Origin of the sequence: Candidatus Leptofilum sp. (genome assembly GCF_965223285.1) — a bacterium.
Taxonomy (GTDB): Bacteria; Chloroflexota; Anaerolineae; order Promineifilales; family Promineifilaceae; genus Leptofilum.
In genome coordinates, this window is the sequence record NZ_OZ244997.1 from 1,998,986 (window position 1) to 2,022,621 (window position 23,636).

27 protein-coding genes are annotated in these 23,636 nt (G+C 52.3%); 22 read left to right on the forward strand and 5 right to left on the reverse strand.

Translation table 11 applies throughout. The annotated features are described in order from the left end of the window. Positions 1–130: 130 nt before the first annotated feature. Both ACOQPU_RS09280 and ACOQPU_RS09285 read left to right on the forward strand, forming a co-directional pair. Positions 131–1,771 (forward strand): ribonuclease J, encoded by a 1,641-nt coding sequence (locus tag ACOQPU_RS09280; protein ID WP_420644835.1) that lies wholly within the window; start codon positions 131–133, stop codon positions 1,769–1,771. A gap of 110 nt (positions 1,772–1,881) precedes the next feature. Then, a complete protein-coding gene (locus ACOQPU_RS09285; protein ID WP_420644836.1) occupies positions 1,882–2,427 on the forward strand; it encodes a hypothetical protein in 546 nt (181 codons plus the stop codon). Here the strand turns inward: ACOQPU_RS09285 and ACOQPU_RS09290 are convergent. Further along, a complete protein-coding gene (locus ACOQPU_RS09290) occupies positions 2,424–2,984 on the reverse strand; it encodes a hypothetical protein (protein ID WP_420644837.1) in 561 nt (186 codons plus the stop codon). The two genes, ACOQPU_RS09285 and ACOQPU_RS09290, sit on opposite strands and share 4 nt — an antisense overlap. A gap of 223 nt (positions 2,985–3,207) precedes the next feature. Between ACOQPU_RS09290 and ACOQPU_RS09295 the strand changes: the two genes are divergently transcribed. From ACOQPU_RS09295 to ACOQPU_RS09310, 4 genes are all read left to right on the forward strand, one after another. Then, entirely contained in the window at positions 3,208–3,699 is a 492-nt protein-coding gene (locus ACOQPU_RS09295) for a tetratricopeptide repeat protein (protein ID WP_420644838.1), read from the forward strand. Positions 3,700–3,806: 107 nt separating this feature from the next. Beyond that, on the forward strand, positions 3,807–4,838 hold the full coding sequence (locus ACOQPU_RS09300) for a zinc-binding dehydrogenase (protein WP_420644839.1): 1,032 nt from the start codon (positions 3,807–3,809) through the stop codon (positions 4,836–4,838). A gap of 195 nt (positions 4,839–5,033) precedes the next feature. Continuing rightward, positions 5,034–6,428, forward strand: a complete 1,395-nt coding sequence (locus ACOQPU_RS09305) for an alpha/beta hydrolase family protein (RefSeq protein WP_420644840.1) — start codon at positions 5,034–5,036, stop codon at positions 6,426–6,428. A gap of 115 nt (positions 6,429–6,543) precedes the next feature. Beyond that, positions 6,544–8,937, forward strand: coding sequence for a sensor histidine kinase (locus ACOQPU_RS09310; protein WP_420644841.1), 2,394 nt, complete (start codon positions 6,544–6,546; stop codon positions 8,935–8,937). A 35-nt stretch (positions 8,938–8,972) separates the two neighbouring features. Here ACOQPU_RS09310 and ACOQPU_RS09315 read toward each other — a convergent pair whose 3' ends face one another. Both ACOQPU_RS09315 and ACOQPU_RS09320 read right to left on the reverse strand, forming a co-directional pair. Next, positions 8,973–9,272 carry an aminoacyl-tRNA deacylase gene (locus tag ACOQPU_RS09315; protein WP_420644842.1) on the reverse strand — a complete coding sequence of 100 codons (300 nt, stop codon included), beginning with the start codon at positions 9,270–9,272 and terminating at the stop codon, positions 8,973–8,975. After that, the gene (locus ACOQPU_RS09320) at positions 9,269–9,451 is read right to left on the reverse strand and encodes a hypothetical protein (RefSeq protein ID WP_420644843.1); all 183 of its coding nucleotides are present in this window, start codon (positions 9,449–9,451) and stop codon (positions 9,269–9,271) included. Before ACOQPU_RS09320 ends, ACOQPU_RS09315 begins: the two co-directional genes overlap by 4 nt. Before the next feature lie 217 nt (positions 9,452–9,668). Here ACOQPU_RS09320 and ACOQPU_RS09325 point away from each other — a divergent pair, with 217 nt between their 5' ends. Genes ACOQPU_RS09325 through ACOQPU_RS09345 form a run of 5 tightly spaced genes read left to right on the forward strand, consistent with a single transcriptional unit; the run spans position 9,669 to position 13,509 of the window. Next, entirely contained in the window at positions 9,669–9,977 is a 309-nt protein-coding gene (locus ACOQPU_RS09325) for a YgiT-type zinc finger protein (protein WP_420640639.1), read from the forward strand. A 37-nt stretch (positions 9,978–10,014) separates the two neighbouring features. Beyond that, positions 10,015–11,151 (forward strand): hypothetical protein, encoded by a 1,137-nt coding sequence (locus tag ACOQPU_RS09330; protein WP_420640640.1) that lies wholly within the window; start codon positions 10,015–10,017, stop codon positions 11,149–11,151. Next, positions 11,094–11,570 (forward strand): PadR family transcriptional regulator, encoded by a 477-nt coding sequence (locus ACOQPU_RS09335; protein WP_420644844.1) that lies wholly within the window; start codon positions 11,094–11,096, stop codon positions 11,568–11,570. The genes ACOQPU_RS09330 and ACOQPU_RS09335 overlap by 58 nt, the downstream gene beginning before the upstream one ends. Next, complete coding sequence (locus ACOQPU_RS09340; RefSeq protein ID WP_420644845.1) at positions 11,567–12,457, forward strand: hypothetical protein; 891 nt, start codon at positions 11,567–11,569, stop codon at positions 12,455–12,457. The genes ACOQPU_RS09335 and ACOQPU_RS09340 overlap by 4 nt, the downstream gene beginning before the upstream one ends. Positions 12,458–12,480: 23 nt before the next feature. Next, complete coding sequence (locus tag ACOQPU_RS09345) at positions 12,481–13,509, forward strand: alpha/beta fold hydrolase (RefSeq protein WP_420644846.1); 1,029 nt, start codon at positions 12,481–12,483, stop codon at positions 13,507–13,509. A gap of 54 nt (positions 13,510–13,563) precedes the next feature. Here ACOQPU_RS09345 and ACOQPU_RS09350 read toward each other — a convergent pair whose 3' ends face one another. Beyond that, positions 13,564–14,052: an aminoacyl-tRNA deacylase gene (locus ACOQPU_RS09350; RefSeq protein ID WP_420644847.1), complete on the reverse strand. Its 489-nt coding sequence runs from the start codon at positions 14,050–14,052 to the stop codon at positions 13,564–13,566. Between the two features lie 179 nt (positions 14,053–14,231). Between ACOQPU_RS09350 and ACOQPU_RS09355 the strand changes: the two genes are divergently transcribed. The 11 genes from ACOQPU_RS09355 to ACOQPU_RS09405 all read left to right on the forward strand — a co-directional run bounded on the left by ACOQPU_RS09355 (position 14,232) and on the right by ACOQPU_RS09405 (position 21,022). Next, positions 14,232–15,851 (forward strand): carboxyl transferase domain-containing protein, encoded by a 1,620-nt coding sequence (locus ACOQPU_RS09355; protein ID WP_420644848.1) that lies wholly within the window; start codon positions 14,232–14,234, stop codon positions 15,849–15,851. Between the two features lie 25 nt (positions 15,852–15,876). Continuing rightward, on the forward strand, positions 15,877–16,341 hold the full coding sequence (locus tag ACOQPU_RS09360) for a hypothetical protein (RefSeq protein ID WP_420644849.1): 465 nt from the start codon (positions 15,877–15,879) through the stop codon (positions 16,339–16,341). Between the two features lie 145 nt (positions 16,342–16,486). After that, positions 16,487–16,756, forward strand: a complete 270-nt coding sequence (locus ACOQPU_RS09365) for a hypothetical protein (protein WP_420644850.1) — start codon at positions 16,487–16,489, stop codon at positions 16,754–16,756. A gap of 71 nt (positions 16,757–16,827) precedes the next feature. Beyond that, on the forward strand, positions 16,828–17,175 hold the full coding sequence (locus tag ACOQPU_RS09370; protein WP_420644851.1) for a toxin-antitoxin system TumE family protein: 348 nt from the start codon (positions 16,828–16,830) through the stop codon (positions 17,173–17,175). A 72-nt stretch (positions 17,176–17,247) separates the two neighbouring features. After that, entirely contained in the window at positions 17,248–17,613 is a 366-nt protein-coding gene (locus ACOQPU_RS09375) for a nuclear transport factor 2 family protein (protein ID WP_420644852.1), read from the forward strand. Positions 17,614–17,767: 154 nt separating this feature from the next. Then, complete coding sequence (locus tag ACOQPU_RS09380; RefSeq protein ID WP_420644853.1) at positions 17,768–18,208, forward strand: hypothetical protein; 441 nt, start codon at positions 17,768–17,770, stop codon at positions 18,206–18,208. A gap of 42 nt (positions 18,209–18,250) precedes the next feature. Continuing rightward, positions 18,251–18,799 (forward strand): AlkZ-related protein, encoded by a 549-nt coding sequence (locus ACOQPU_RS09385; protein WP_420644854.1) that lies wholly within the window; start codon positions 18,251–18,253, stop codon positions 18,797–18,799. A 100-nt stretch (positions 18,800–18,899) separates the two neighbouring features. Then, positions 18,900–19,175, forward strand: a complete 276-nt coding sequence (locus ACOQPU_RS09390) for an amphi-Trp domain-containing protein (protein WP_420644855.1) — start codon at positions 18,900–18,902, stop codon at positions 19,173–19,175. A gap of 2 nt (positions 19,176–19,177) precedes the next feature. Next, the gene (locus ACOQPU_RS09395) at positions 19,178–19,684 is read left to right on the forward strand and encodes a GIY-YIG nuclease family protein (protein WP_420644856.1); all 507 of its coding nucleotides are present in this window, start codon (positions 19,178–19,180) and stop codon (positions 19,682–19,684) included. Continuing rightward, on the forward strand, positions 19,675–20,112 hold the full coding sequence (locus ACOQPU_RS09400) for a GNAT family N-acetyltransferase (protein WP_420644857.1): 438 nt from the start codon (positions 19,675–19,677) through the stop codon (positions 20,110–20,112). The genes ACOQPU_RS09395 and ACOQPU_RS09400 overlap by 10 nt, the downstream gene beginning before the upstream one ends. 19 nt (positions 20,113–20,131) lie before the next feature. Beyond that, positions 20,132–21,022, forward strand: a complete 891-nt coding sequence (locus ACOQPU_RS09405; RefSeq protein ID WP_420644858.1) for a glutaminyl-peptide cyclotransferase — start codon at positions 20,132–20,134, stop codon at positions 21,020–21,022. Between the two features lie 68 nt (positions 21,023–21,090). Here the strand turns inward: ACOQPU_RS09405 and ACOQPU_RS09410 are convergent, their stop codons facing one another. Continuing rightward, a complete protein-coding gene (locus tag ACOQPU_RS09410) occupies positions 21,091–23,601 on the reverse strand; it encodes a GAF domain-containing protein (RefSeq protein WP_420644859.1) in 2,511 nt (836 codons plus the stop codon). Positions 23,602–23,636 lie beyond the last annotated feature (35 nt).

Below are 23,636 nucleotides of genomic sequence, written 5' to 3' on the forward strand. Positions count from 1 at the left end.
GAACGGCCGTCGCGACATTGCTGTGGAGTGAACGGCCGTTTACCAACAAAATTTGCAAGCGCAAAGCGTTTGATCTTTTTAAGTTAACATAATCGAGGAAACAAACTTCCTCGTCACTTTCGGAGGTTTTATGAGCAACAAAATTCGCATCACCCCACTGGGCGGATGCGGGGAAATTGGCAAAAACATGACTGCCATTGAATACGAAGATGAAATCATGATCATCGACGCGGGCATCATGTTTCCCCAAAACGATATGCTGGGGGTAGATGCCATTATTCCAGATTACCAATATTTAATGGACAAGCTAGACAACATTGTGGCTGTCCTTATCACTCACGGACATGAAGATCACGTGGGTGCCTTGCCGCACGTCATGCGCCACATTGATGCGCCTATCTACGCCACGCCACTTACCAGCGGACTCATTGACGTAAAAATGCGGCGAGCCGGCTTAAAGAAAGACGTGGAACTGATTACCATTGAAGCAGGCGATGCCTTCACGGTGGGCCAATATTTCACCGTAGAACCATTCCACGTGGCGCACAGCATCCCGGATTGTGTCGGCTTTGGCATCACCACCCCTGCCGGACTCATCGTCCACACCGGAGATTACAAATTTGACCACACACCCGCTGATGGCTGGCCACCGGACTTTGCCAAGCTGGCGGAATTTTCACAGCGAGGCGTGCTGTGCCTGCTGGCCGACAGCACCAATGCAGACCGTCCCGGTTGGACCAAGTCTGAAAAAGAGATCGAAGTCGCCTTTGAGGATATGTTCCGCGACGCACCAGGGCGTATTATCGTTGCCAGCTTTGCCTCACTCATTTCCCGCATTCAGTTGGTAGCCGACACGGCCAAAAAGTATGAGCGTTACCTGGCCATCACTGGCCGTTCCATGCGCGACAACACCAAAATGGCGATGGAGCTAGGCTACCTGAACGTTGATGAAGCAACCCTCATTGACATTAGCGACATCTCCTCTTTACCGGCGCACCGGGTCGTCATCATGGCCACCGGGTCGCAAGGTGAGCCATCGGCAGTGATGGGGCGGCTAGCAAGAGGCAACCACAATCGTCTGCAAATTGAAGATAGCGACACGGTCGTGCTTTCCGCTCACACCATTCCCGGCAACGAGGAGCCAGTGCACCGCACCATCAACCAGCTATTCCGGCGCGGCGCCAATGTGCTATACGAAAACGTGGCTGATGTTCACGTTTCGGGCCACGCTAGCCAGGAAGAGATGAAGCTGCTTATCAATCTAGTGCGCCCCAAATTCTTGGTGCCCGTGCATGGCGAACTGCGCCATCTGAAGCAACACGCCGTCATGGCCCAAGAGCTAGGCATTCCGGCAGATAATATCGCCGTCATCGAAAACGGCACCCCCATTGAAATAACGGCCGATTCGCTTGAGGTACTACCCCGGATGCGCGGCGGCTACATCTTTGTGGATGGTGACAGCGTGGGTGAAATTGATTGGCCAGTGCTGCGCGATCGCGACAAATTGGCGCAAAGCGGCCTCTTTTTTGCCGTTGTGGGTCTGGACAGTACCGGCAAAATGGTCGGTCAACCAGACATTTTCTCGCGCGGATTTATTGATCGGCGGGATGAAAACGGGCTGATTGACGATGCCAAAACAACCATCGAACGCACCGTGAAGCAGTTTGATGGCCAGGGAAGAAATCTAAACAAAAAGATTGAAGATGCACTCAGCCGCTTTTTGTATGCAGAAACAGGTCGTCGTCCGATTGTCGAAGTTATTATCAAATAATAGAACTTTCGCCGGCTGGACTGGCAGTCCTCGATATGGGTGTTCGATTTAGTTGCTGCCAGGACTGCCAGTCCTGAATACGATTTTGCGAAAGTTATAAATAATTACAGATGTCCAATTCAGCAAATATCCCAACACTCTTCGAGGCATTTTCATTTAACGCAGATGTCTTGGCTAAAAATCGGTCTGGCATTTTGACAGGTGCCCAGGTTAAACGGGTGCAACAATACCAGCAGGTGCGTGGCTGTGGGCAGCGGGCAGCAGCCATCGCTTTGGGGGTAACGGCCGTTGCCTTTTTTGCCATCGCTATGCTGCTAGACGCGCCGGGAATAGAAACTGCACGGCCGTTTTTAATAGGGTTTTCTGGGGGTTTTGGAGGGCTCTTCTTGCTGGCACTGGCACGGGATTATTTGGCAGGGCGAGATTTGGCTCAGGGCCGAATTAGCGTCATGGAAGGCAGTGTGCAAACCTGGTCTAAGGAGATAAAAACGCCAGATCGACGTTTAGGAACTGCCTACTTCTTCAAAATTGGGCGAAAAACGTACCAACTGGAAACCGCTCAACAGATGGCAGCACTACAAGAAAATCAACCGTACCGCATTTACTTTGTGAAAAACGGCCGTGTTCCGATTATTTTGTCCGTCAAGGAAATCTAGTAGGTGGCAATGTCCTCAAGCTGACCAAAATCAAATTGTGCAAGGGTGGTTGGCACCCGCCACCAGGAGACCCGCGCAGCAGATAACGGCCGTTTCAACCCAGACGGCCGTTTTATTTTATTGGGCTCCGTTACGGACTCATCTGGCAAGAGGATGGCGTGAACAGGAACACCTTCTGCCAACGGCACGTCGCGATCTGGGTAGGCAGTGCAGGGCAGCTTGGCATACAGTTCTAATTCCCGCACAAAAAATTGGACGTCATTCCCTTGTCCATCAAAGCCAAAAATCTCGGCACGGGGGAACTGATTCCCATTTTCCTTCACCCATTGGTAAACGGCCGTGCCCCGCACCTCGCCCCCCCAATCGTCAATCAAAAAGCGGGGATACAGCGGTGCTTCCGTGCCCATGATCACAAAGGCAAAGCGCAAATAGAGTAAATTGACCGCATCCCGGTCCGGTTGGGAATCCGTAAGAAGTAGGGCAGTACGGCCGTTCCGCTTCGCCTCATTTTCCCACAACAACCGACCACTCACTCGCTTTACCACTGCTCTTGCCATCAGACGGCTCCTCACATTTGCTTTGCAAATTTTATTCGTGCAATTCGCGGCCAAAAATCCATCCCACGATGCCAACTGTGACCATACCAAAACGGCCGTAAACCGACAAGATTCAGGTTGCCAGTTTACCTACCCTTGCTATCATTCAATCACAAACCAATCTGCCCTGGCACAGATTCCTTTTTTCCTCTGTGCCCTCTGTGGCTAATTTAGGAGAAGAACCGTGATTGAAGAAACCATCGCCCGCGCCAAAAAGCTGCGTCGCGACGACAACCTGGAAGCCTCACAAGAACTGCTGCTTGAATTACTGGCCGAGCATCCCAACAATCCGCTGGTGCTATACGAAGTTGGCGGCTCTTACGACGTGTTGGGCGAAGAAAAAGATGCCATCCCCTACTACCAAAAAGCCATTGCCCAAGGGTTAGATGGTGACGATTTGCAGGAATGCCTTGTCTGCCTGGGCAGCAGCCACCGCAACGTGGGCAACTTTGAAGAAGCAGTTGAAACGTTAGAAAAAGCGGTCAAACAGTATCCCGACAACAACAGCGGCAACGTCTTTTTAGCTCTGGCCTACTACAGCGACGGCCGTGAGGATGAAGCCGTGAGCCTACTGCTCGATCTGCTGCTGAAAACCACCAACGATCAAAATATTCTTGATTACGCCGACCCGCTGGATTATTACAAAGACAACCTCGACGAAGTTTGGGACGATTAGATAACTTCAACCCAAAAATCGAGGAGTGAGTATCCTCAGATGCGAACGGCATAACAAGAGGCGCATCTGAGGATGCTTACTCCGCCGCTCAATGCAAGGGATTTCCCATGAAAGCTATTGTTTTTTACGAACACGGTTTACTAGAAAATGTGCAACACACAGACGTACCAGAACCAGAATTTGGGGCAGATGAGGTGTTAGTCAGCGTTAAAGCGGCCGCGCTCAACCGGCTCGATTTGTGGGTGCTAGCAGGCTGGCCCGGCCTAAATCTTAAGCTACCTCACATTATGGGCAGCGACGGCGCGGGCGTGGTGGCCCAAGTCGGCAGCAATGTTATCGAGTTCAATGAGGGAGATCGCGTTGCCATCAACCCTAGCCTCGGCAGCGATTCCGACTATTTTGGGCGGCGTGGGCTGGACAACATGAGCGACCATTTTGCCATTTTGGGGGAGCATGTAGACGGCTTTTTTGCAGAGTATGCGGCCGTTCCGGCCCGTAACTTGCTCAAAATGCCCGATCATGCCAGCTTTGAAGCGGCGGCTGCTGCTTCGCTCGTCTACGTGACGGCTTGGCACTCGCTCATAACCCGTGGCGGCTTGCAGGCAGGCGAATCGGTGCTGGTAGTGGGTGCCGGGGGCGGCGTGAATACCGCCGCCATCCAGATTGCTAAACTAGCCGGGGCTGGCCGCATCTATGCCGTTGGCTCGACGGATGAAAAGCTGGCCATGGCAGAATCGCTGGGAGCCGACGTACTCATCAACCGGAAGAAAGAGGATTGGGGCAAGGCGATATTCAAGGCAACCAACCGACGCGGCGTGGACATTGTGGTTGATAATGTCGGTGCTGCCACCTACCACAAATCGCTGCGTGCTCTCAAAAAAGGGGGGCGGCTGCTCACCGTAGGCAACACCAGCGGCCCCAAATTCGAGATTGATAACCGGCTACTTTTTGGCAAGCATCTCAGCATCATCGGCAGCACGATGGGCACCTCAGCAGATTATGAAACGGTGATGAATCTAATTTTCGACGGCCGTCTCAATCCCGTCATCGACACCGTGTACCCGCTCAGCGAAGGGGTTACTGCCCTCAAGCGGTTGGAAGCCGGGGATGTCGCTGGCAAGCTGGTGCTAAAAATCTAACTGACTATCTTGCCATTTTGAATGGAGCAAAGCGAAATGAAGAATCCCATTCAACTAGGTAGGGATACTTCACTCCGTTCAGCATGACAATTTGATAATTGGCTAGTGCTTCAGGATGTTGTCCCATACCAAAAATGGGTCATTTTTGCTGGTTCGTTAAAAGAAACCGATTTAATTTCTCTACAAACTTCTTATATGCGAACATTTGAAATTCTGCTCCTCATTGTCCTACTGTTCATCTTGCTTTGGCTGCTATTCAGCCGCAAACGGCCGCATTGGCTGCTCATTTTGCCGGGGCTGGCCACCCTGTTTGCCGCGCTGCACCTCGCTTTTGAAGGGTACCGTTGGCAAATGATTCCCGCATATGGCTTAACGGCCGTATTCTTCCTCTTGGCACTGCGCTGGCGCGATGCCACTTCTAAGCCACTGCGCCTGGCCTGGCTGGGTGCCTTGCTGGGACTGCTGATTTGGCTGGTAGCGGTCGCGTTGCCGGTCGCCATGCCAGTGCCGTTCCTACCAGACCCTACCGGCCCCTACGCCATCGGCACCTTCACCACTTTTCTAGTTGATGAAAATCGGCTGGAAAACTACACGGAAGACCCCGACGATAATCGAGAGTTGGTGGTGCAAGTTTGGTACCCTGCCGCCAATCGTGATGGCGAAACGGCAACCTACCTGCCCGATCTGGAAATTGCCGGGCCAGTCATCGCCGAGCAGTTTGGCCTGCCCGCTTTTTTGGTAAGCCACGTGAACCTGACAGATTTGGACATTTGGCTGGATGTACCTGCCGCCGGTGATGCGGCTCCGTACCCAGTGATTATCTTTTCGCATGGATTAACGGGCATTCGGATGCAAAATACGACGATGGTGCGTGAGTTGGTGAGCCACGGTTACGTGGTAGCGGCCATTGAACACAGCTACGCAAACGCCATCACCATCTTCCCAGACGGCCGTGTTTTTGTGTATAAACCCTCGCGCATTTTCCCTAGCGGATCGTCGAACCCGGTGGAGGGCAATCCGCTGGTTAACATCTGGGCCAACGACATTGGCTTTTTGCTGGATACAATGGCGGTTTGGAATGACGAGGCGGGCCATCTGCTGAACGGCCGTCTCAACCTAGACCAGGTGGGCATTTTTGGCCATTCCACAGGCGGCGGCGCGACGATGCAGTTTTGTCTGCAAGACAGCCGCTGCCGAGCAGGCGTGGGGCTAGATAGCTGGCTACTGCCCGTGGACGACACCGTGATGACACAGGGGCCAAGCCAGCCATTCATGTTCATCAGTGCCCCGCGCTGGCTAGGGCCAGACAACCAGGCGCGCGGGCAAGCCATCTTCAACAACCTCACTGCCGACGGCTACAATTTGGTATTGGACGACACGCAGCATTACGACTTCACCGATCTGGCGCTGCTTTCCCCCCTCACGCCGCAGTTAGGGCTGTCTGGCAGCATCGACAGTACCTATAGCCTGACCATCCAAAGCAAATATCTGCTTGCCTTTTTTGACCAATACGTGCGGGAACGGCCGTCTGACGTGCTAACCCAACCATCGCCATACCCCGAACTCACCATCGAGCGCAATCTCAAATGAGTCCACGCCCCGCGTAAAAGTAAGTCAGCGTAAATCGAATTTTCGTGAAGGGTGAGGGAATATCGCCTGAAACTGGCTGACGCTTGCCGCCATTTTTGTTTATAATGTGACTGGCATGTCCGAAGCGACCTTGACTCTGCTCATTCAACTTTTCTTCTGGGGATTAACCCTGTTGGCCCTGGCTGCGCTGGCGCAGTTCCGCAACCGTGTGCGCCTGGACATCGCCCTGGTAATGTTGTCTATCTCACTGGCCCTTACCCCACCTAACTGGTATAGAACTTTAGAACCCCTTGGTCAGGCACTTTCGACACTGGCAGTAGTTGCTCACCCCTTTTTGCTGCTGCGCGTGGTGCAACATTTTCGTCAGATACGGCCGTACATCCTCCGCCTTGCCCTGCTGGGGATGGTTATTTCTGGAGCGATTTTGCTGCTCGTCAGCCAAACGAATCTGTTGGCCCTCTTTGTATTGGCCTACTTTATTGGCGTTGAAGGCTTTGCCGTGGTTGCGTTTTTCCAGGCCGCCCGTGCCAACAGTGGTGTCTCCCGTTGGCGGCTTATTTTAGTCGCATTGGGCATTCTCACGCTGCTGCTGGCCATTGTTACCTTTTTGCCCTTCCGCCAATTTTTTGCCGCCAATACAACTTTTAGCCTGCTCCCCACCAGCCTCACGCTGATTGCTGGCGGCGCATTTTACCTGGGGTTTGCCCCACCCCGCTGGCTGCGGAAATATTGGCAGCTTCGGGAACTCAATCAATTTTTGCACCACGTACCAGCCCAATACGCCGATATGGAACTGGACCGCGTGGTGCAATACCTCTGTTTGGCCGCCCATCGCAGTGTGGATAGCATTACGGCCGTTGCCGCCATGCTAGACCCGGAAGATCAACAGCTACACATCACCCCGCCAGAAAACTTGCCTGAGTTAGGAAACATCACAATTCCCGCCACCGCCAACCGTTTAGGACAACTGTGGCTAGAGCGTGGCCCCTTTTTTGCCACCACACCGGGCGATCTGGGGCAAATTGGCCTTGAGCTTATCCGTATCGTCAACGCCAAAGGACTGCTCACCATTCCCATTGCCACACCTGTAAACCCCTACGGTTTGCTCATCGTGCTCTGTCGCCAAACACCCTTGTTTGTAGATGATGATTTGGATTTACTCTCGCTGCTCACGGCGCAGACGGCACGCACGCTCAGCTACAGCCACCTGCTAAAAAGTGAACGCAAAGCCCGGAACCAAGCTGAAACGTTGGCCCACATTGCCGCTGAACTCAGTGCCAACATTGAGCTGGAGCAAACGCTGGCTGTGGTTTGCCAGGAAACGATGACGGCTCTGGATTGTTCATTTACGGCCGTTTTCACCCTGGATACCACCACACAAACATATAGTTTAAGACACGGTGTGGGCCAAATTACGGCGATAAAGCAGGTCGAATCGCCGTTGCCACCTGCCCACGAACCAACTTTTGCCACCCGAACCCAACCGCTGCTGCTAGAGCCAATCCAGGCAGCCCCGGATTGGCCCGATGCCACCCGGCTTGAAGCTGCCAATATCCATTCGCTGGCCTACGCCCCGCTGGCCTACCAGGGAGAGCTGCTTGGCTTGTTAGCCATTGGAGCCATTGGTGAAGCAGAGCCAATTTCTGAGGCTGATTTGGTTGAGCTGCAAGCCATTGCCGACCAGGCAGTGATGGCGATTCAAAACGGCCGTTTGTACCGCGAAGTGCAGCTAGCAAATGATGAATTGGAAGACCGCGTCGCGCAGCGCACTGCCGATTTGCAGCAGCGCAACGAGGAGCTAGACGCCTTCGCCCACACCGTCGCCCACGATCTCAAAATGCCAATCAGCCACATGGTGGGCCTAGCTGAAACGATGACCAGCCGATTTGAGGATTTACCACCGACTGACCGGCAGAAGTATTTGGAAATCATCCAGCAAAGTGGCCACAAAATGGCCAGCATCATCGACGCGCTGCTGCTGCTGGCTGGCGTGCGAGAAATGGAGGTGCCCATCGCTCCGCTGGAAATGTCGATCATTGTAGATGAAGCGCGGCAGCGGTTGGCGCATCTCAATCGGCAATATGGCGTCACGGTGACGCTGCCGGAGGTATGGCCGGTGGCCATGGGTTATGCACCCTGGGTTGAAGAAATTTGGGTTAACTATCTGAGCAATGGCATCAAATACGGGGGGCATCCGCCTAAGTTGACACTGGGCGCAACGGCCGTTGCCAACGACATGATCAAATTTTGGATTCAGGACAATGGGATTGGCATCGCTCCGGAAGCCCGTGAACAGTTATTTGTGCCCTTTACCCAATTGAACCTGCGCCAAGATAGCGGCTACGGGCTAGGGCTTTCGATTGTGCAGCGCATTGTCGAGCGGCTGGGGGGTGAGGTCGGCGCAGAAACGCTCCCCAACCAGGGTGGATATTTCTGGTTTACGCTGCCGGTAGCCACAGAAAGTGCCCTTGCGCAACCAAACATCCCCACCCCGCACATATTGCCCTAAAGTTAGTAATCGGTATTCGGTTATGGCGAGTGATTCTAGGTTTCTTGTAAAACGGCCGTTCGTTCCCCCACCACTTTTTGCAACTCAGCCACCGTTAACTGCATGAGCGCGTGAATTTCCCCACCACCGCCGTAGATTTGATCTTGTTGGAGGACGGCCGTTTCCACCACAGTCTCGATGGGCTGCCTGTAGCCAAAGGGCGGCACCGACCCAGCCACGTAGCCCGTGTACGCCAGCACCTGTTCCGCACTAGCAGTCTTCACCCGCCGCCGCGACACGCCCAAAAAGTCGGCCAACGCCTTGCGATCCAACCGCGCCAATCCGCTGGCAATCACATGACAGGCTCCCCATCTGCCACAAACAGCACCGACTTGACAATTTTCTCCGGCGCGACGTTGAGGGCAACGGCCGCAGCCTGTACCGTGGGGGTATCGACCTCAAGAAACAAAATTTTGGCTTCAATACCAGCTTCGTCGATGAATCTTTGTAAATGTGCTGCGTTCAAAATTTTCATACTTCAAATCTTAACCTGGTTTAGCACTGCGGCACATTTGGTATTAATCAGGTAATTTACTGCTACAAATCAGCTGTATTGCCGTTCCTACCCCAAGTTTCGCTGCCGACACCGTCGTGTTCGTCAAAAAGCAGTGCAATAAATAATACTACTTCCCATACGGCCGTGGGTGTAATGAAAAGTTGTGTAATGGAAGCAAGAAGCAGAAAATGGGGGGATGAAAAAAGAACTCGATGAAATGCTCAACAGATTGAACCAGTGGGAAGCAGAGAACAAAGATGCCAATTTGACACAAATGGAAGAAGCGATTGATGCTGAGTTAGCTGGAATTAGGCAGCAATTGCTCGCACAAATGGCCAGAGAAGGGAAGGCGGCTAGGGTGGACTGTCCAAACTGCGACCAGCCAATGATGAAAAACGGGAAGAAAACGCGAACGTTACGAACCAAAAACGGCGACAAAGTCACAATTGAAAGGGAGCAAATGAGGTGTCATGAATGTGGGATGACACTTTTTCCCCCTGGATGAAAAACTCAGGTTGCTGAGAGGCGCGTATACGCCGCAAGTGCAAGAGGCCGTAACCCGATTAGGTAGCCGGCTACCCTATGCAGAAGCCCAAGAAGAGTTAGAAATGATGTGGGGCCTCGACATCTCCGTAGCAACCGTACGAGAAATCACGCTGCGAAACGGCCGTCTAGCAGATGAGCTAATTGAAATAGAAAAAGAACATCTGGAAAAGACAGCCCCCAAAGCAATAGCCAAACCAAAGCAACTCATTGTAAGTGCAGATGGGGCAATGGTACAGCTAAGAAATGGCGAATGGCGCGAAGTAAAAACGGTTGCCTTCGGTGAATTTGAGACTATCTGGGATGCTAAAAAACAAGAAGTCGTGACCAAAACAGGCAAGATAAGCTACTTCTCAAGTGCAGATAAGGCAGAGTTGTTTAGCGACAAGGCAATTGTCGAGTGGCAGCGACGGGGTGGGGAGAATGCTGAAAAAGTTGTCGCGGTTAATGATGGTGCTGTCTGGATACAGGGCTTCATCGACTATCATTGCCCCACAGCGACACGCGTGATTGATTTTGCCCATGCCCAAGGGTATATCGCCACGATTGGCAAAGCCCTGTATGGGGCAGAAAGTGACCGTTTCCAACAATGGTATCCCCAGATGTCTAAACAGTTAGGCACAAAAGCACCCCAACGAACGCTGAATGAATTGCGTTTCCTATGGACACAAAACCAAGCCCACCCAGCAGCGGATGAAATAGAAGCAGCGATTCGTTATCTTGAGCGACGTCAAACGATGATAGATTATCCACATTTCAGAAAAAACGGAATTCCCATTGGATCTGGGATAGTAGAGTCTGGGCATAAGGTGGTGATGCAACGACGGATGAAACAGGCTGGGATGCGCTGGGCGGATGAAAACCTCAATCCGATGCTTGCCTTGCGCATGGCAATCTGTAACAAGTGCTGGCGTGCTTCTTGGCAAGCGATTCAGGCTCATTTTCTGGCTACAAAACAGGCGCACCGTCTGCTGGAGAAGGCAGAAGCTCCGCAATCTCAGCTTGTTACTGAAGCAGATGTTGAGAATTTAGAGAAGCTGGCGGATAGGATACCTAGGCGTTCACAAAAGAGGCAGCCGTGGCAAGACCATCGGTGGATTTTTCCTCACAGAGCACGGCCGTTACACAAAATCTAATTACACCCTACGGCCGTTGGCTCATTGACATACCTCGGAGTCCAATGTATACTGCCTCCAAGAATTTTTATTGGGAGTCTGGTATTGATGAGAGAACGGCCGTTATGAATATCAAGGGAAGCCTGCCACTACTTTTGCTTCATACCCTGTCGCTGGGGCCTTCACACGGCTACGGCATTGCCAAAGAGATCAAGCGTAAATCGGGGGGCGTACTGACCTTTGCCGAAGGTACTATTTACCCCATGCTGCACGATCTGGAAAATCAAGGATTGATTGCCGCCTTTGAAGAAGAGGTAAAAGGCCGCACCCGCCGCTATTACCGTCTGACTAACGCCGGGCAAAAAGCGTTGGAAAAAGAACAACAAGATTGGCAGCAATTTTCATTGGGCGTCAATCGTGTTTTAGGGGAAGCCACATGAACAAAGTAAAGTCTGCACACTTTCAGCAATGGCTGTCCACAGCCACCGACAGCCTACCTGATCATGTCATCCAAGTCGTCACACAAGAATTCAAAAACCATTATCTCGACGCGATTGATGATTTACTGGAGCAAGGTTTGTCTGAAAAGGAAGCTCGGACACAAGGTTTGGCCAATTTGGGTCAGGCAGAAACAGTCGGCCGCTGTCTCAAGGACGTGCATTTGGGGCAACGGCATTACAAGGTTGCGGCCGTTGCCAGCATGCTTATTCTCGCGGTACTGCTCTTTTTTCCCGCATTCATCGGCAGCTTCCTACCCGGCAATCCAGTTGCTGAGCAGGTAGGTCACGTTTTAACTGGCTCGCTTCTGGCAATGCTCACGGCTTATGTTCTCAACACCCTCCGCCGCTTGCTCATCTGGCGCTTTGCCCTACAAAAATTAGATAGGTTCTTCAAGATCGCCATTGCTAGTTATCTGCTCTGGATAACTGCAGACATCGTCAGCCTAATCCTGTATAACGCTCCGCTTTACATTGGCTCATTACGGGCATTAAATGAAGCCGTTAACAGCTTCGACAAACTCCTGATAACAGCTGCCTGGATTGGCCAGATTGGCCTGGGCACCACCGGCATGATGATTGCTCTATCTCTCTGGCAATCACAAGACGGTTTATACCGCATTGGCAAACTGTTAGCCATTTGTCTAGGAGTGATGGCTGTACCTATTGGCCTGGCTGCCCTGGCTACCAATTTGGGCTTAACAATTGTGGTTTCCATTTTGACGATGTTTGTTGTCTTGGGTCACATCTTAGTCTGGCCGGTTAGTGCAATGCTTTTTGTGCGAGCCGTGTTTCGACCGCCAAATACCCAGCCCCCGCAACTTATTTGAGCGTAGGAGCATACTTTAACTTCATGACAGGTAAAAAACGAAGCATCAGTTGGTGGCTGCTGCGCATAGCGGCCGGTTTGTTTGGCTTACTGGTTATCATCCTGCTATTGACAACGCTCAATGCTTCAATCAGAGACCGTCGAGTTGAAAACGCCCCCCTCCCTGACGGTTCACAGCTGGTTGATATTGGTGGGAGCTACATCCACGTTCACCAGCAAGGGATGGAACATCGGGGGCCAACCGTTATTTTTGTAGGCTGTTTTGGTTGCAATTCGGCCATCTGGCAGGCCGTCCAGCCGGACATCTCAAAATTTGCCAGAACCATTGCCTTTGATCCGGCCGGTTATGCCTGGAGCGATCCCGGCCCTACGCTCACGCCCCAAACAATGGCCGACGATCTTTATGCCACGCTTACCGCATTGGACGAAAATAGCGTCATTCTGGTTGGCTTTTCTGCCGGTATGCTGCCAATTTACGATTTTTACACCCGATATAGCAACCAGATTGAGGTCGAGGCCATCGTTTCTGTGGAAGGGGCCATTCTGGATGAAACCGAAGGGGAGTGGTACCAACCGGAAAATCCTAGCGGATTTTCCGAAGGCATGACTAATTTCTTGATTGCCACAGGCTTAGCCCGACCAGCGGCCAAACAATTTCAGGGTCCTATGCCGGACACAATCACAAATGTTGCCTACTATGAATTGGTATCTGAATTGGCGCGTACCCGGACAGCTTTACGGACCTGGGCCAGCCAATATTCACAGGCCACCCATGATGATGTACAGCTTCTCCTAAACAGTACGGCCATGCCCACCGATGTGACGGTGTTTGTGTTGCAAACCGAAGATATTTTGGACGCTTCCGACGCACTGCCGGGTTATGAGGATTTAACGCGTCGATATGCCCAAATCAGCGTGGAATGGTATAAAAACTGGGTTGAAGTGGCCGAACCGGATTCGCAGCTTGTGATTGTGCCAGACAGCACCCATTTCATAATGTTTGATCAGCCTCAAGCAGTTATAGAGGCCGTGCGTAACGTTGCGCAGCAATAACCCTATCAAAGGTGCGGTTGATACCTCCTCCCTGATGCTCAATCCCAATTCTCGTCAGGCAGCAGGTTCGGCCAGCGAAGCGGTACGCACCCCCACTACCCGGCGCAGTTCCGCCGCGGTAAGCCGCAGCAGGGCGTGAATCTCCCCACCGCCGCCGTAAATGGGACCAGACAGTCGGGTGACGGCCGTCTCCACCACGGTTTCGATGGGCTCCCTGTAACCAAAGGGCGGCACCGACCCGGCCACGTAGCCCGTGTGGGCCAACACCTGCGCCGCGCTGGCAATCTTCACCCGCCGCCGCGACACGCCCAGATAATCCGCCAGCGCCTTGCGGTCCAGCCGGGCCAGGCCGCTGGCAATCACCATGACGGGCTTTTTATCGGCCAAAAACAGAACCGACTTGATAATTTGCTCCGGCGCGACATCAAGCGCAGCGGCCGCAGCCGCCACCGTGGGTGTGTCCACATCCAGATGCAAAATTTGGGCTGTGAGGCCCTGTTCATCAATAAATTTTAGCAAATCTGCTGCGTTCAAACTATCCATCGTCAAATCTTAGCTGATTTTTCGGAATCGTAGAAATCAGGCATAATTTGGCGAATAAAACCAACGTGGAATCAAAGATTACGCAGATTAACCAGATTTTTTATCCTTTAAATCTGCGAAATCTTTGATAAAAAAGAATCTCACCCAGCAAAACCCACAATTTCAGCAGAAGGAAAACAATGAGCCAGATTATCAGCCACATTCACACGAACAGTTCTGAGTACCAGACCAATTTTGCCCACAACAAGCAGCTGGCCGATCAGCTGCACGAGCGGCAAAAACAAGCGGCAGTGGAACGGCCGTCTCGCACCATCGAGCGTCATTTATCACGAGGCAAACTGCTCGTCCGCGACCGCATCGACGCCATTTTGGATGACGGCAGCCCCTTTTTGGAGCTATCGCCGCTGGCGGCGTGGGAGATGTACGACGGCGAAGCGCCCAGCGCGGGCATCGTCACGGGCGTGGGGCGCGTGGCTGGGCTGGAGTGCATGATCATCGCCAACGACCCCACCGTGAAGGGCGGCACCTACTTCCCCGAAACGGTGAAAAAGCATCTCCGCGCCCAATACATCGCGGAGCAAAACGAGCTGCCCACCATTTACCTGGTCGATTCCGGCGGCGCGTTTTTGCACCTGCAAGCAGACGTCTTCCCAGACCGGGAGCATTTTGGCCGGATTTTCTTCAACATTGCCCGGATGTCTGGCAAGGGGATTATTCAGATTTCGGCCGTTTTGGGGTCGTGTACGGCGGGTGGCGCCTACATCCCGGCGATGTGCGATGAGACGATCATCGTGCGGGAGAATGGCACCATCTTTTTGGGTGGCCCCCCGCTGGTAAAAGCGGCCACGGGCGAAGAGGTCACCGCCGAGGAGCTGGGCGGCGCAGACGTACACACTCGCCTCAGCGGCGTGGCCGACCACTTTGCTGATAACGAAGAAGAAGCATTGGAAAAAGTGCGCGAGATTATCAGCCATCTCAACCAGCGCAAAACGCTGCCCGTGGTGCTGCAAGCTCCCGAAGAGCCGCTTTACGACCCGGAGGAACTGTACGGTGTGGTACCCGCCGACAGCCGCCAAACCTACGACGTGCGCGAGATCATCGCCCGGCTGGTGGATGGCTCTCGCCTGAGCGAGTTCAAAGCGCGTTACGGCCCCACGATTGTGTGCGGCTTTGCCCACATTTTGGGCATTCCGGTAGGCATCGTGGCCAACAACGGCCTGCTCTTTAGCGAATCGGCTCTGAAAGCGACCCATTTCATCCAGCTTTGCGGCCAGCGAGGGACACCCTTGCTCTTTTTGCAAAACATTGCGGGCTTCATGGTGGGCAGGCAGTATGAAAATGGCGGCATCGCCAAAGATGGGGCCAAGATGGTGATGGCGGTGAGCAACGTCAACGTGCCCTGCATCACCCTGTTCCACGGCGTCAGCCACGGCGCGGGCAACTACGGCATGATGGGGCGCGCTTACGATCCGCGCTTTTTGTTTAGCTGGCCCAACAGTCGCATCAGCGTGATGAGCGGCGAGGCGGCGGCGGGCGTGCTGTGGGACGTGGGCCAGGCGCGTGCCCTACGTAAGTTTGAGAATCCCACGCCGGAGCAGATTGCCGCGACGGAAGCCAGCTTCAAGCAGCCCATCCTGGACCAGTACGCCCACGAGAGCGACCCGTATTTTGCCACCGCTCGCCTGTGGGACGATGGCATCATCGACCCCGCCCAAACGCGAATGGCGTTGGGGTTGACGTTTTCGGCTACGCTGAATGCTGGGTTGGGAGACGGCCGTTTCGGCACCTTCCGCATGTAAAACAAAGAGGATAATTTTTACTAAAATGAGCGATTACGACTACGAGACGATAATTAAGGAAAGATGCGCTGACCTTGAGTTAGTCATGGGCAAAGTTCTCCAGGATGCTATGGTGAATGTTGTAGACCCAGAGATAAATGTTGTTTATTTGAAAACGGAAGAATCATGGTTTGAAATCCATGGCGAATTTGGCTCAGAGATTTTGGGGATCCACAAAATTGCGAGTGAGGTTCTGGAAAAAGAAGAAATTGGATTGCGGACGAGCCACATTCCACGCCTGGATCAATTTATTGGCCTTACGATTGCCAGGGCTAGACAGATTGGTGAGGCATGGAATGGCCACGGTTTTGAGTTTAGCTTTAAAGAGCTAGCTGACAAAACATTGATTGTGCAATCCATTTATACTGGGACAGAACCCAAGGACTTTTATGATTGCTTGCGTATTGGTGTTGGGGATTACGTTCATAGAATTGATATTTCGGAAATGTAGCGACGCCATCACAACCCTACCTAAACGCAGATAGTGCTGAGGTTGGCGTTTTTGGTGATGGTGAATGGTGGGAAACGGCTTAACGGCACCTTCCGCATGTAAAATTATGTATAATGAGCAAAATTACTTTTTGTGAGGAAAAACCATGAACATTCATGAGCTGGTTGTTGAAATGAAAATGCTGGAGCGTCGGCTCACTTTGTACGAGGAAAAGTACGGCATTCTCAGTGAGAACTTCTACAAAGCCTTAATGGACGGACAGCTTGAACAGTACGATGAGTTTGACGAAACGCGAGCCGATTTCAGCCGATGGAAAGGAATTTTTGAAACGTGGCAGCGTCGTAAGCAAAAGTATGATGCCCAAATTCAAAAGCAAAACATCGCGGATACTCTGCGCTTCTATCCTGCGTACTGATCATGTCCGAACCGCTCAGTTCTCTTGCCAGTTACACTAAATTTTTAGTAGATTTGTTGAACCGACCTGAAGTGACACGATCAACTGTTACCGTTTGGTCAGTGAGTCCGTTTACAGGAATTGCCGAAGGGGAAATCTTCTTTTCGGGTGGATTTCGGTTGCGAATTCGAGAGGAGCTGGATTTTGACGATGAGCTAATCACTTCTTATGGGTATGAAGCATACCAAGAAGCAGAAAAGCTATATTGGTATGACGACTTTCCACATCCAAATGATCCCACATTGGCCCCAACACATCCACATCACAAGCATGTGCCGCCAAATATCAAACGAAATCGCATTCCTGCGTCCGGTTTAAGCTTCACGCAACCAAATTTGCCGCAGATTGTTGAAGAGATTGAAGTGTTGATTGCCAAATAGTTTGGACTTCAGCGAAACGGCCGTTACGGCACCTTCCGCATGTAAAAAGCAAGTAGAAAAAGGAGGTCCCCAATGAGCGATTATGAAGCAATTCGAGAAGCTGTTTTTCACTACTGCGAAGGGTATCGCAACAAGGATCGTGAACGACTGGAGAGGGCGTTTGCGCTCGATGTGGCCAGCATGATGGGCTACACCAAAAACAAGGATGGCGAACTTAAACTATGGTCCATGACGATGAAAGAGGCCATTGATTCCTGGGTGGCTCCAGAGTACACACCTTTTGAATTTTCCGAGGGCAAGATGCTTGCCGTGAATATTTTTCATCCACTTGGGGCAACAGTGCTTTTTGATTTCGGTGGTCGCTATTTGGAAAGCTATCAGTTGGCAAAAATTGACGGGACGTGGCGCATTGTCAGTAAGTTCATTGTCAATCCTTGATGTGGTGGGGAAACGGCCGTTTCCTCCTGTCCACATCTAAAACCAACAAACTCAGGGTGATTACCAGGCAAAATTGGTTTTGCTGGCGACTATCTCATGCTATTATGTGGGTAGGTTGTTTTAGGGAAGCAGCTTACTTTTTTAGGAGGGAATCATGAGCCTGAAAGATGAAGTGACCCGTCTTCAGTTCCGGCAGCAAGAGCAAGAACGGGAACAAAAGAAAGTAAAAGCCGCCCACGAGGCTGAATTAGAATCCCGGATCAAGGCCGTTGGCAAATCGGTGGAAGCCCTTTTTAATGAAGCCGAGGAAATTTTGTGGCAGGACGGTGGCTGGAAAGTCTCATATTTACAGGGGTGGGACAACCCAACACATAGCCTGTACGTTTGGAAGCTCCAGGCGCAAAAGAAGGTCATGAAAGGGATCATCAATCGCCGGGTTGCCAGCATCTTCCGGGAAGAGCTGATTATCGCGTTTGCACCAGGGGCAACAAAACACGCCTTTAGCAGCCCAGGGCGGAGCTACTTTGAAGAATCGCAACTTGAAGAAGAAGTGGCCAGACAGATCGTCCACACGCTTCGGTTGCGCAAGGAGTAAACAACCTACCGGAGTGGAACCTCCGGTAGGCTACAAAATCGCATGATCAAAACATTTGAAGAAGCACGCACTTTAATCCGCGAACTACAAATCTGCACCATTTTCGAGAGTGAAAAAAGCGGCCTGCCCTCGCTGTGGGAACACGTCGATTTGCCAGAAAAGCAGGAGGGTGAAAAAGGCTGGGGTGAAAAGGTAACGGCCGTTTGGGATTGGAAAAACCGCCTCCCCGCCACCTTCCCCGATGAAATTTTCTACGCCAAAATCAAAGGCGGCTTTGCCGTGCTGATGACAATGGACTATCTGCGCCACACCCACTTCCCCGTGGCCTACAAACCAGTCAGCCAGCTTAATTCATTGGCCGGGCACGTCTTTGAGAAGATTCGGAATGAGCCTTGGGAAACGACAGAGTTACGCAAAGAAATCATCGCGGCGCAGAGCTGCTCCAAAAGCCAGTTTGATACTGCCCTCAAGAATCTGCAAATATCGCTCAACGTCGTGCGTTCCAACGACCCCGCCATTGAGCGGGACACCTGGTTAACCTTTCAGGAGCTGTATCCAGAGATTTGGGAGCTGCATGTTACCACGGATTGAGGCAGATTTATGACATTAATCTGTGACTTTTGCGTACGGTGCGGCCGACTTTGTGGTATACAATAAATTCAATAATGGCTATAACGCAAGGAGGAATCTGATGGGAAAAGAAGTTAGATTGTTCAAAAGCGAAGAGCGGAAAAGTCGGGCAGAGGTCACTGCGTTTTTGCATCAACTAGCTGACAAAATTGAGGCAGGCCAAGTTGTGCTGCGTCAAGGTCAGGAAGAACTTACACTGGCAATGCCCCACAGTTTGATTCTGGAAGTGCAGGTTGAAGATGAGGACAAACGCAGTAAAGGCATTCAGCACAGTCTGGAAGTCGAAATTAAATGGTTTGATGACGACGGTCAGAGTGGTCCCCTGCAATTAGGATAAGCGTGTTTACATACGATTTAGGTGAGGGGAATGATCCTAATGTAATCCTCCCGCTCAAGCGATTCCTGCTCAATGAACAATGCCTGGAAGCGTGGCAGGGTTTGGATTTGTACCTCTTTCGGGACGAGAATGTCGTTTTTTATATAGGGCAATCTCATTCAGGATTTGCCCGGGTGTGGGAACACTTGCTGAGCGGCTTCAAGGGGCATTCAATCACCGGGCGGTTTATTTGGATCAACTGGCCTAAATCAATGAAGTTTACAATTGAACTGCTCAGTTCCCAATCTGCGCAGTTTGCTACAGTTGGTTACGATCTGGATGCGGCCGAACAGTGGCTCATCCGGGAGTATTCTCCCTGTTTTAACGTGTCACACAACCCACAGCCAACGGCCGTACCATCCACTTATCTACCTCCCAACGCCAAATTCCGCCGCCGCGCCAGCCTGCGCAAGCTCATTTTTGAAGCCGAGCGTGTCGTCAGGGCAGAGGATAATCAGCGATGGCCGTGATTAGAAAGTACCAACCCGAAGATTGTGAAGGCGTGTTGGCCGTTTGGGAAAGCGCAACGGCCGTTGCCCATCCTTTTCTGAGCCGCACGTTTCTTGAGCAGGAACGCCTCAACATCGCCACCCTCTACCTGCCAAATTCAGACACGTGGGTGTGGGAAGTCGAAGAAACGATTCTGGGCTTCATGTCATTGGTGGGGAACGAGGTTGGGGGCCTGTTTGTTGATCCCAAGTCGCATCGTGGTGGCATTGGCACTGCCCTCATAAATGTTGCTCGCGCCCAGCAACCAAACTTGGAAGTCGAAGTATTTACAGAAAACGCCATTGGCCGCGCTTTTTACGCCAACGTTGGGTTTGAGCTGATGTATTGCAAGATTGAAGCAGAAACCGGCTTTGAGGTTATGCGGCTGCGCCTCACAAAGAACGCATAGGAATTTGGGGAGTATTGAAATGAAGCCTGGCTTTGCTGTTCGCCTATTTGGGAGCTTACTAATTGTTCTCTTTTTTTTGATTGCATGCAATCAGACAAGCCCAACGGCCGTCTCCCCAACCACACACCCCGCGTTGCCAACCGCAACGGCCGTTCCCTCTTGCGACCCTCTCACCACACCCGCCACCAACCCACCCGCCAGCGTACCCACCTACAGCTACCAAATAATCAACCGCTACCCGCACGACCCCGATGCCTTTACACAAGGACTACTTTACGTGGATGGCGAACTGTACGAGAGCACTGGCATCAAGCGTACGCACTCCTCGCTGCGGCAGGTGGATTTAGCCAGCGGCGAGGTGATCCAATTTCTGGATGTAGGCAGTGATTACTTTGCCGAGGGACTGGTTCTGTGGCAAGACAAGCTCATTCAGCTTACCTGGCAAAATCGCGTGGCTTTTGTATACGACAAAGAGAGTTTTGAGCTGCTGGACACCTGGGAGTACGAAACGGAAGGATGGGGCATCACGCATAACGGCCGTTGCCTCATCATGAGCGACGGCAGCGACACGCTCACTTTCCGTGACCCAGAAACGTTTGCTGAGGTGGGCCGCCTGAGCGTGCAAGACCAAAATGGCCCGGTGCGACTGCTCAATGAGCTAGAGTTCATCAACGGCGAGGTGTGGGCCAATATTTGGCGCACCAACCGCATTGTGCGGATCGATCCAGCGACGGGCCGGGTGGTAGGCAGCATCGATCTCACCGGGCTGCTCGACCCAGCCACCCTAACACAATCGGTGGATGTTTTGAATGGGATTGCCTATGATGATGAGAACGGCCGTCTCTTTGTTACCGGTAAGCTGTGGCCCACCCTGTTCGAGATCGAAATTATTCCCCAAAACAACCAATGAAGTTGAGCAAACAATTGAAAGAGTTTACCAGCAGCCATTCGGATGGTACCAACAAAATTACGGGGGCATTAAACGGCCGCAATAGGCTCCAAACTGAGGGGCAATAAAACGTGGAAGGTTGTGCCGGGGCAGCTCTTTTCATCATAGCCAGGGCTTTCTAGCCAAATTTCGCCACCGTGCGCCTCAATAATCCCTCGCGTGATGGCCAGCCCCAGCCCAGGCCCGCCCCCCTTAAACTGCGTTTTGGCAGACGAATGTAAAGCCACTTCCCCTGTCTGGTAAAATTTCGAGAAGACCAGATCGTGCATGGCGGGGTCTATGCCAATGCCACTATCGCGCACTAAAATTTCCACCTTATCGGCTGAAGAGATGTTGCCATTGGCCTGGTGCACAATGCCAGAGACGTGAATTGTGCCGCCATCGGGCGTGTATTTAATGGCGTTGACCAGCAGGTGGTAGAAAACCTTTTCCAAGGCGGTGGGGTCCGCTTCAACCAAGGGTAAATTGTCAATGTTCACCACCGTTAAAGTGAGATTTCGTTCAGCCAAAGCGTCGGCAAAACCTTCGCCAAGATGGCTAAACAGCGTGGCAAGCGACATCTGCTTGGGGTAAAGCTCCAGGGCGCGATTGTCGATCTTGGCCACTTCCAACATGCTGCTAATCACTTCTTCCAGCCGCATAGCCCCAGATGCAATTCCTCGCGCCAGCTTCTCGATTTGCTCATCTTGCTGCACACTGTTTTGCTGGAACAGCATTTGGCTGTAGCCACGCAAAATGGTGAGCGGGGTGCGCAGCTCATGCGAGGCAATGGCAATAAAGTCAGATTTGGCCCGATCTAGCTGCTCCAGGCGGGCGTATGCTTCCTGGATAGCCTGGGTGCGCTGGGCGACTTCATACTCTAGCTGTTGCGAAAAGCGGGTGGTTTTGTCGAAGCGGCGGGCGTTTTCCAGGCCAACGGCCGCTTGCGCAGCAAAGGTAGTGGCCAAATCAATTGATTCCTGCATAAATGGTGCGGTTGTTTCACGGGTCAGCGAAAGCATCCCAATTACTTCTTCACCGTGGATGAGTGGCACCCCCAACCAGGCACGGGCCAGAGGCAAATTCTCAATTTGCCGCCAATCGGGCCATTGCAACACATCGGGGATGAACAACGGCCGTTTCGTCTCATAAATCTCGCGAAAGATGCTCTCATTTTCAAGCGAGATGCGAATTTGTCTTGGTGCCGCAGCCTCGGGGAAGCCTCGCGCTGCAACTAGCTCCAGATGCCCCCCTCTGTGTACAAAAACAGAGCCACGATCATACTCGACCAGCTCTGCTAGCTGCCCCAAAATAAGCTCCAGCACTTCGTTCCATTCCAAAGTGCCGGTAAGAGCTCGGCCCATTTTGTGCATCGTTTCGGCCAAACCCCGCGCCGAACGCTCAACCTGGTAAAGCATGGCGTTGTCGATAGCAATGGCCACCTGATCCGCCAGGGACTGCAAGAATGGCAAATCTTCCGGGTCAAAAGCGGCCGTTTCATTACTCTGCAAACTCAACACGCCCAACAGGCGACGGCCTGCCCGCAGGGGCAAATCCAGCTCTGAGCGGGTTTGGGAAACAAGATCGTGGGGGATGTAGCGGCTGTCTTGCAGCACATCATTCACTAGCAGATGACGGCCGTTGCCAGCCACCCAGCCGACCAATCCTTCACGCCCCACCCGAATCCGCATCTGGGACCGTTTCTGACCATTGCTGTTGCCGCCCACGCCGACCCGCCGTTCTAAATAGCCATTTAGTTCCGTATCTAGCAGATAAACGGCCACGTAATACAAACCGTATTGCGCTTTTATCAGTTCAGCCACCGTTTGCAGCAGCGCATCCAAATCCAAAATAGAGGTGATGTGCTGCCCCAAAGACATGCTGGTTTCCATCTGTTTGGCTCGTCGCTGAAGCTGGGCTTGCAGTTGGCTATCTTGCCAGCGTAGCAGTTCATACCGCACCACCGACTGGCGACGCGCATAAAATACGATCACGGAGATTCCCAGCGATATGATGAGCAAAATGCCGTTGTAAACAAGCGACGGAGACAGTTGCCAACGGTAAACCACCAGCAGCCAGCCAACCAGAGTGCCGATCAGCACCAGCCCCAACCAACGCCAGGAAAGTAAAAAGACGCTCATGCCAATGAGCAAAAAGGTGAGAATACTGGTTTGGCGTGGTTCCATAGATTGAAACAGATGGACAAAAACGATGCTAATGGAGAGGGCAGCAATACCAACTCCGACTGGCTGTGCCCAACTGGCAGGCATCTCCCAGGCGCGAATCAGGGCGTAAATTGCTAATAAGAAGACGACCGTTCCCCCAACCAGCGGCACAATTTGGGGCATTAGCTCTGGCGGCAAAAAGATAGCATACGCCACAGCCAGGAAAAAATGAAACAAAGTAAAACCGAGCGTCACCGGGGGCAAGCTGGCCTTAGCCACCTCATCAAACGCAGATTTGAGCGGTGGCATAATTTGGTTGACGGCCGTACCTACAGGCTCTGACCTGGTGTCGGTTGCTGCTATGTGCTCATAAGGAAATGCGTCTGTGTTGGCCATAAAAGCTGGGTTTTTCTTGCCTTCAAATAAGGAAA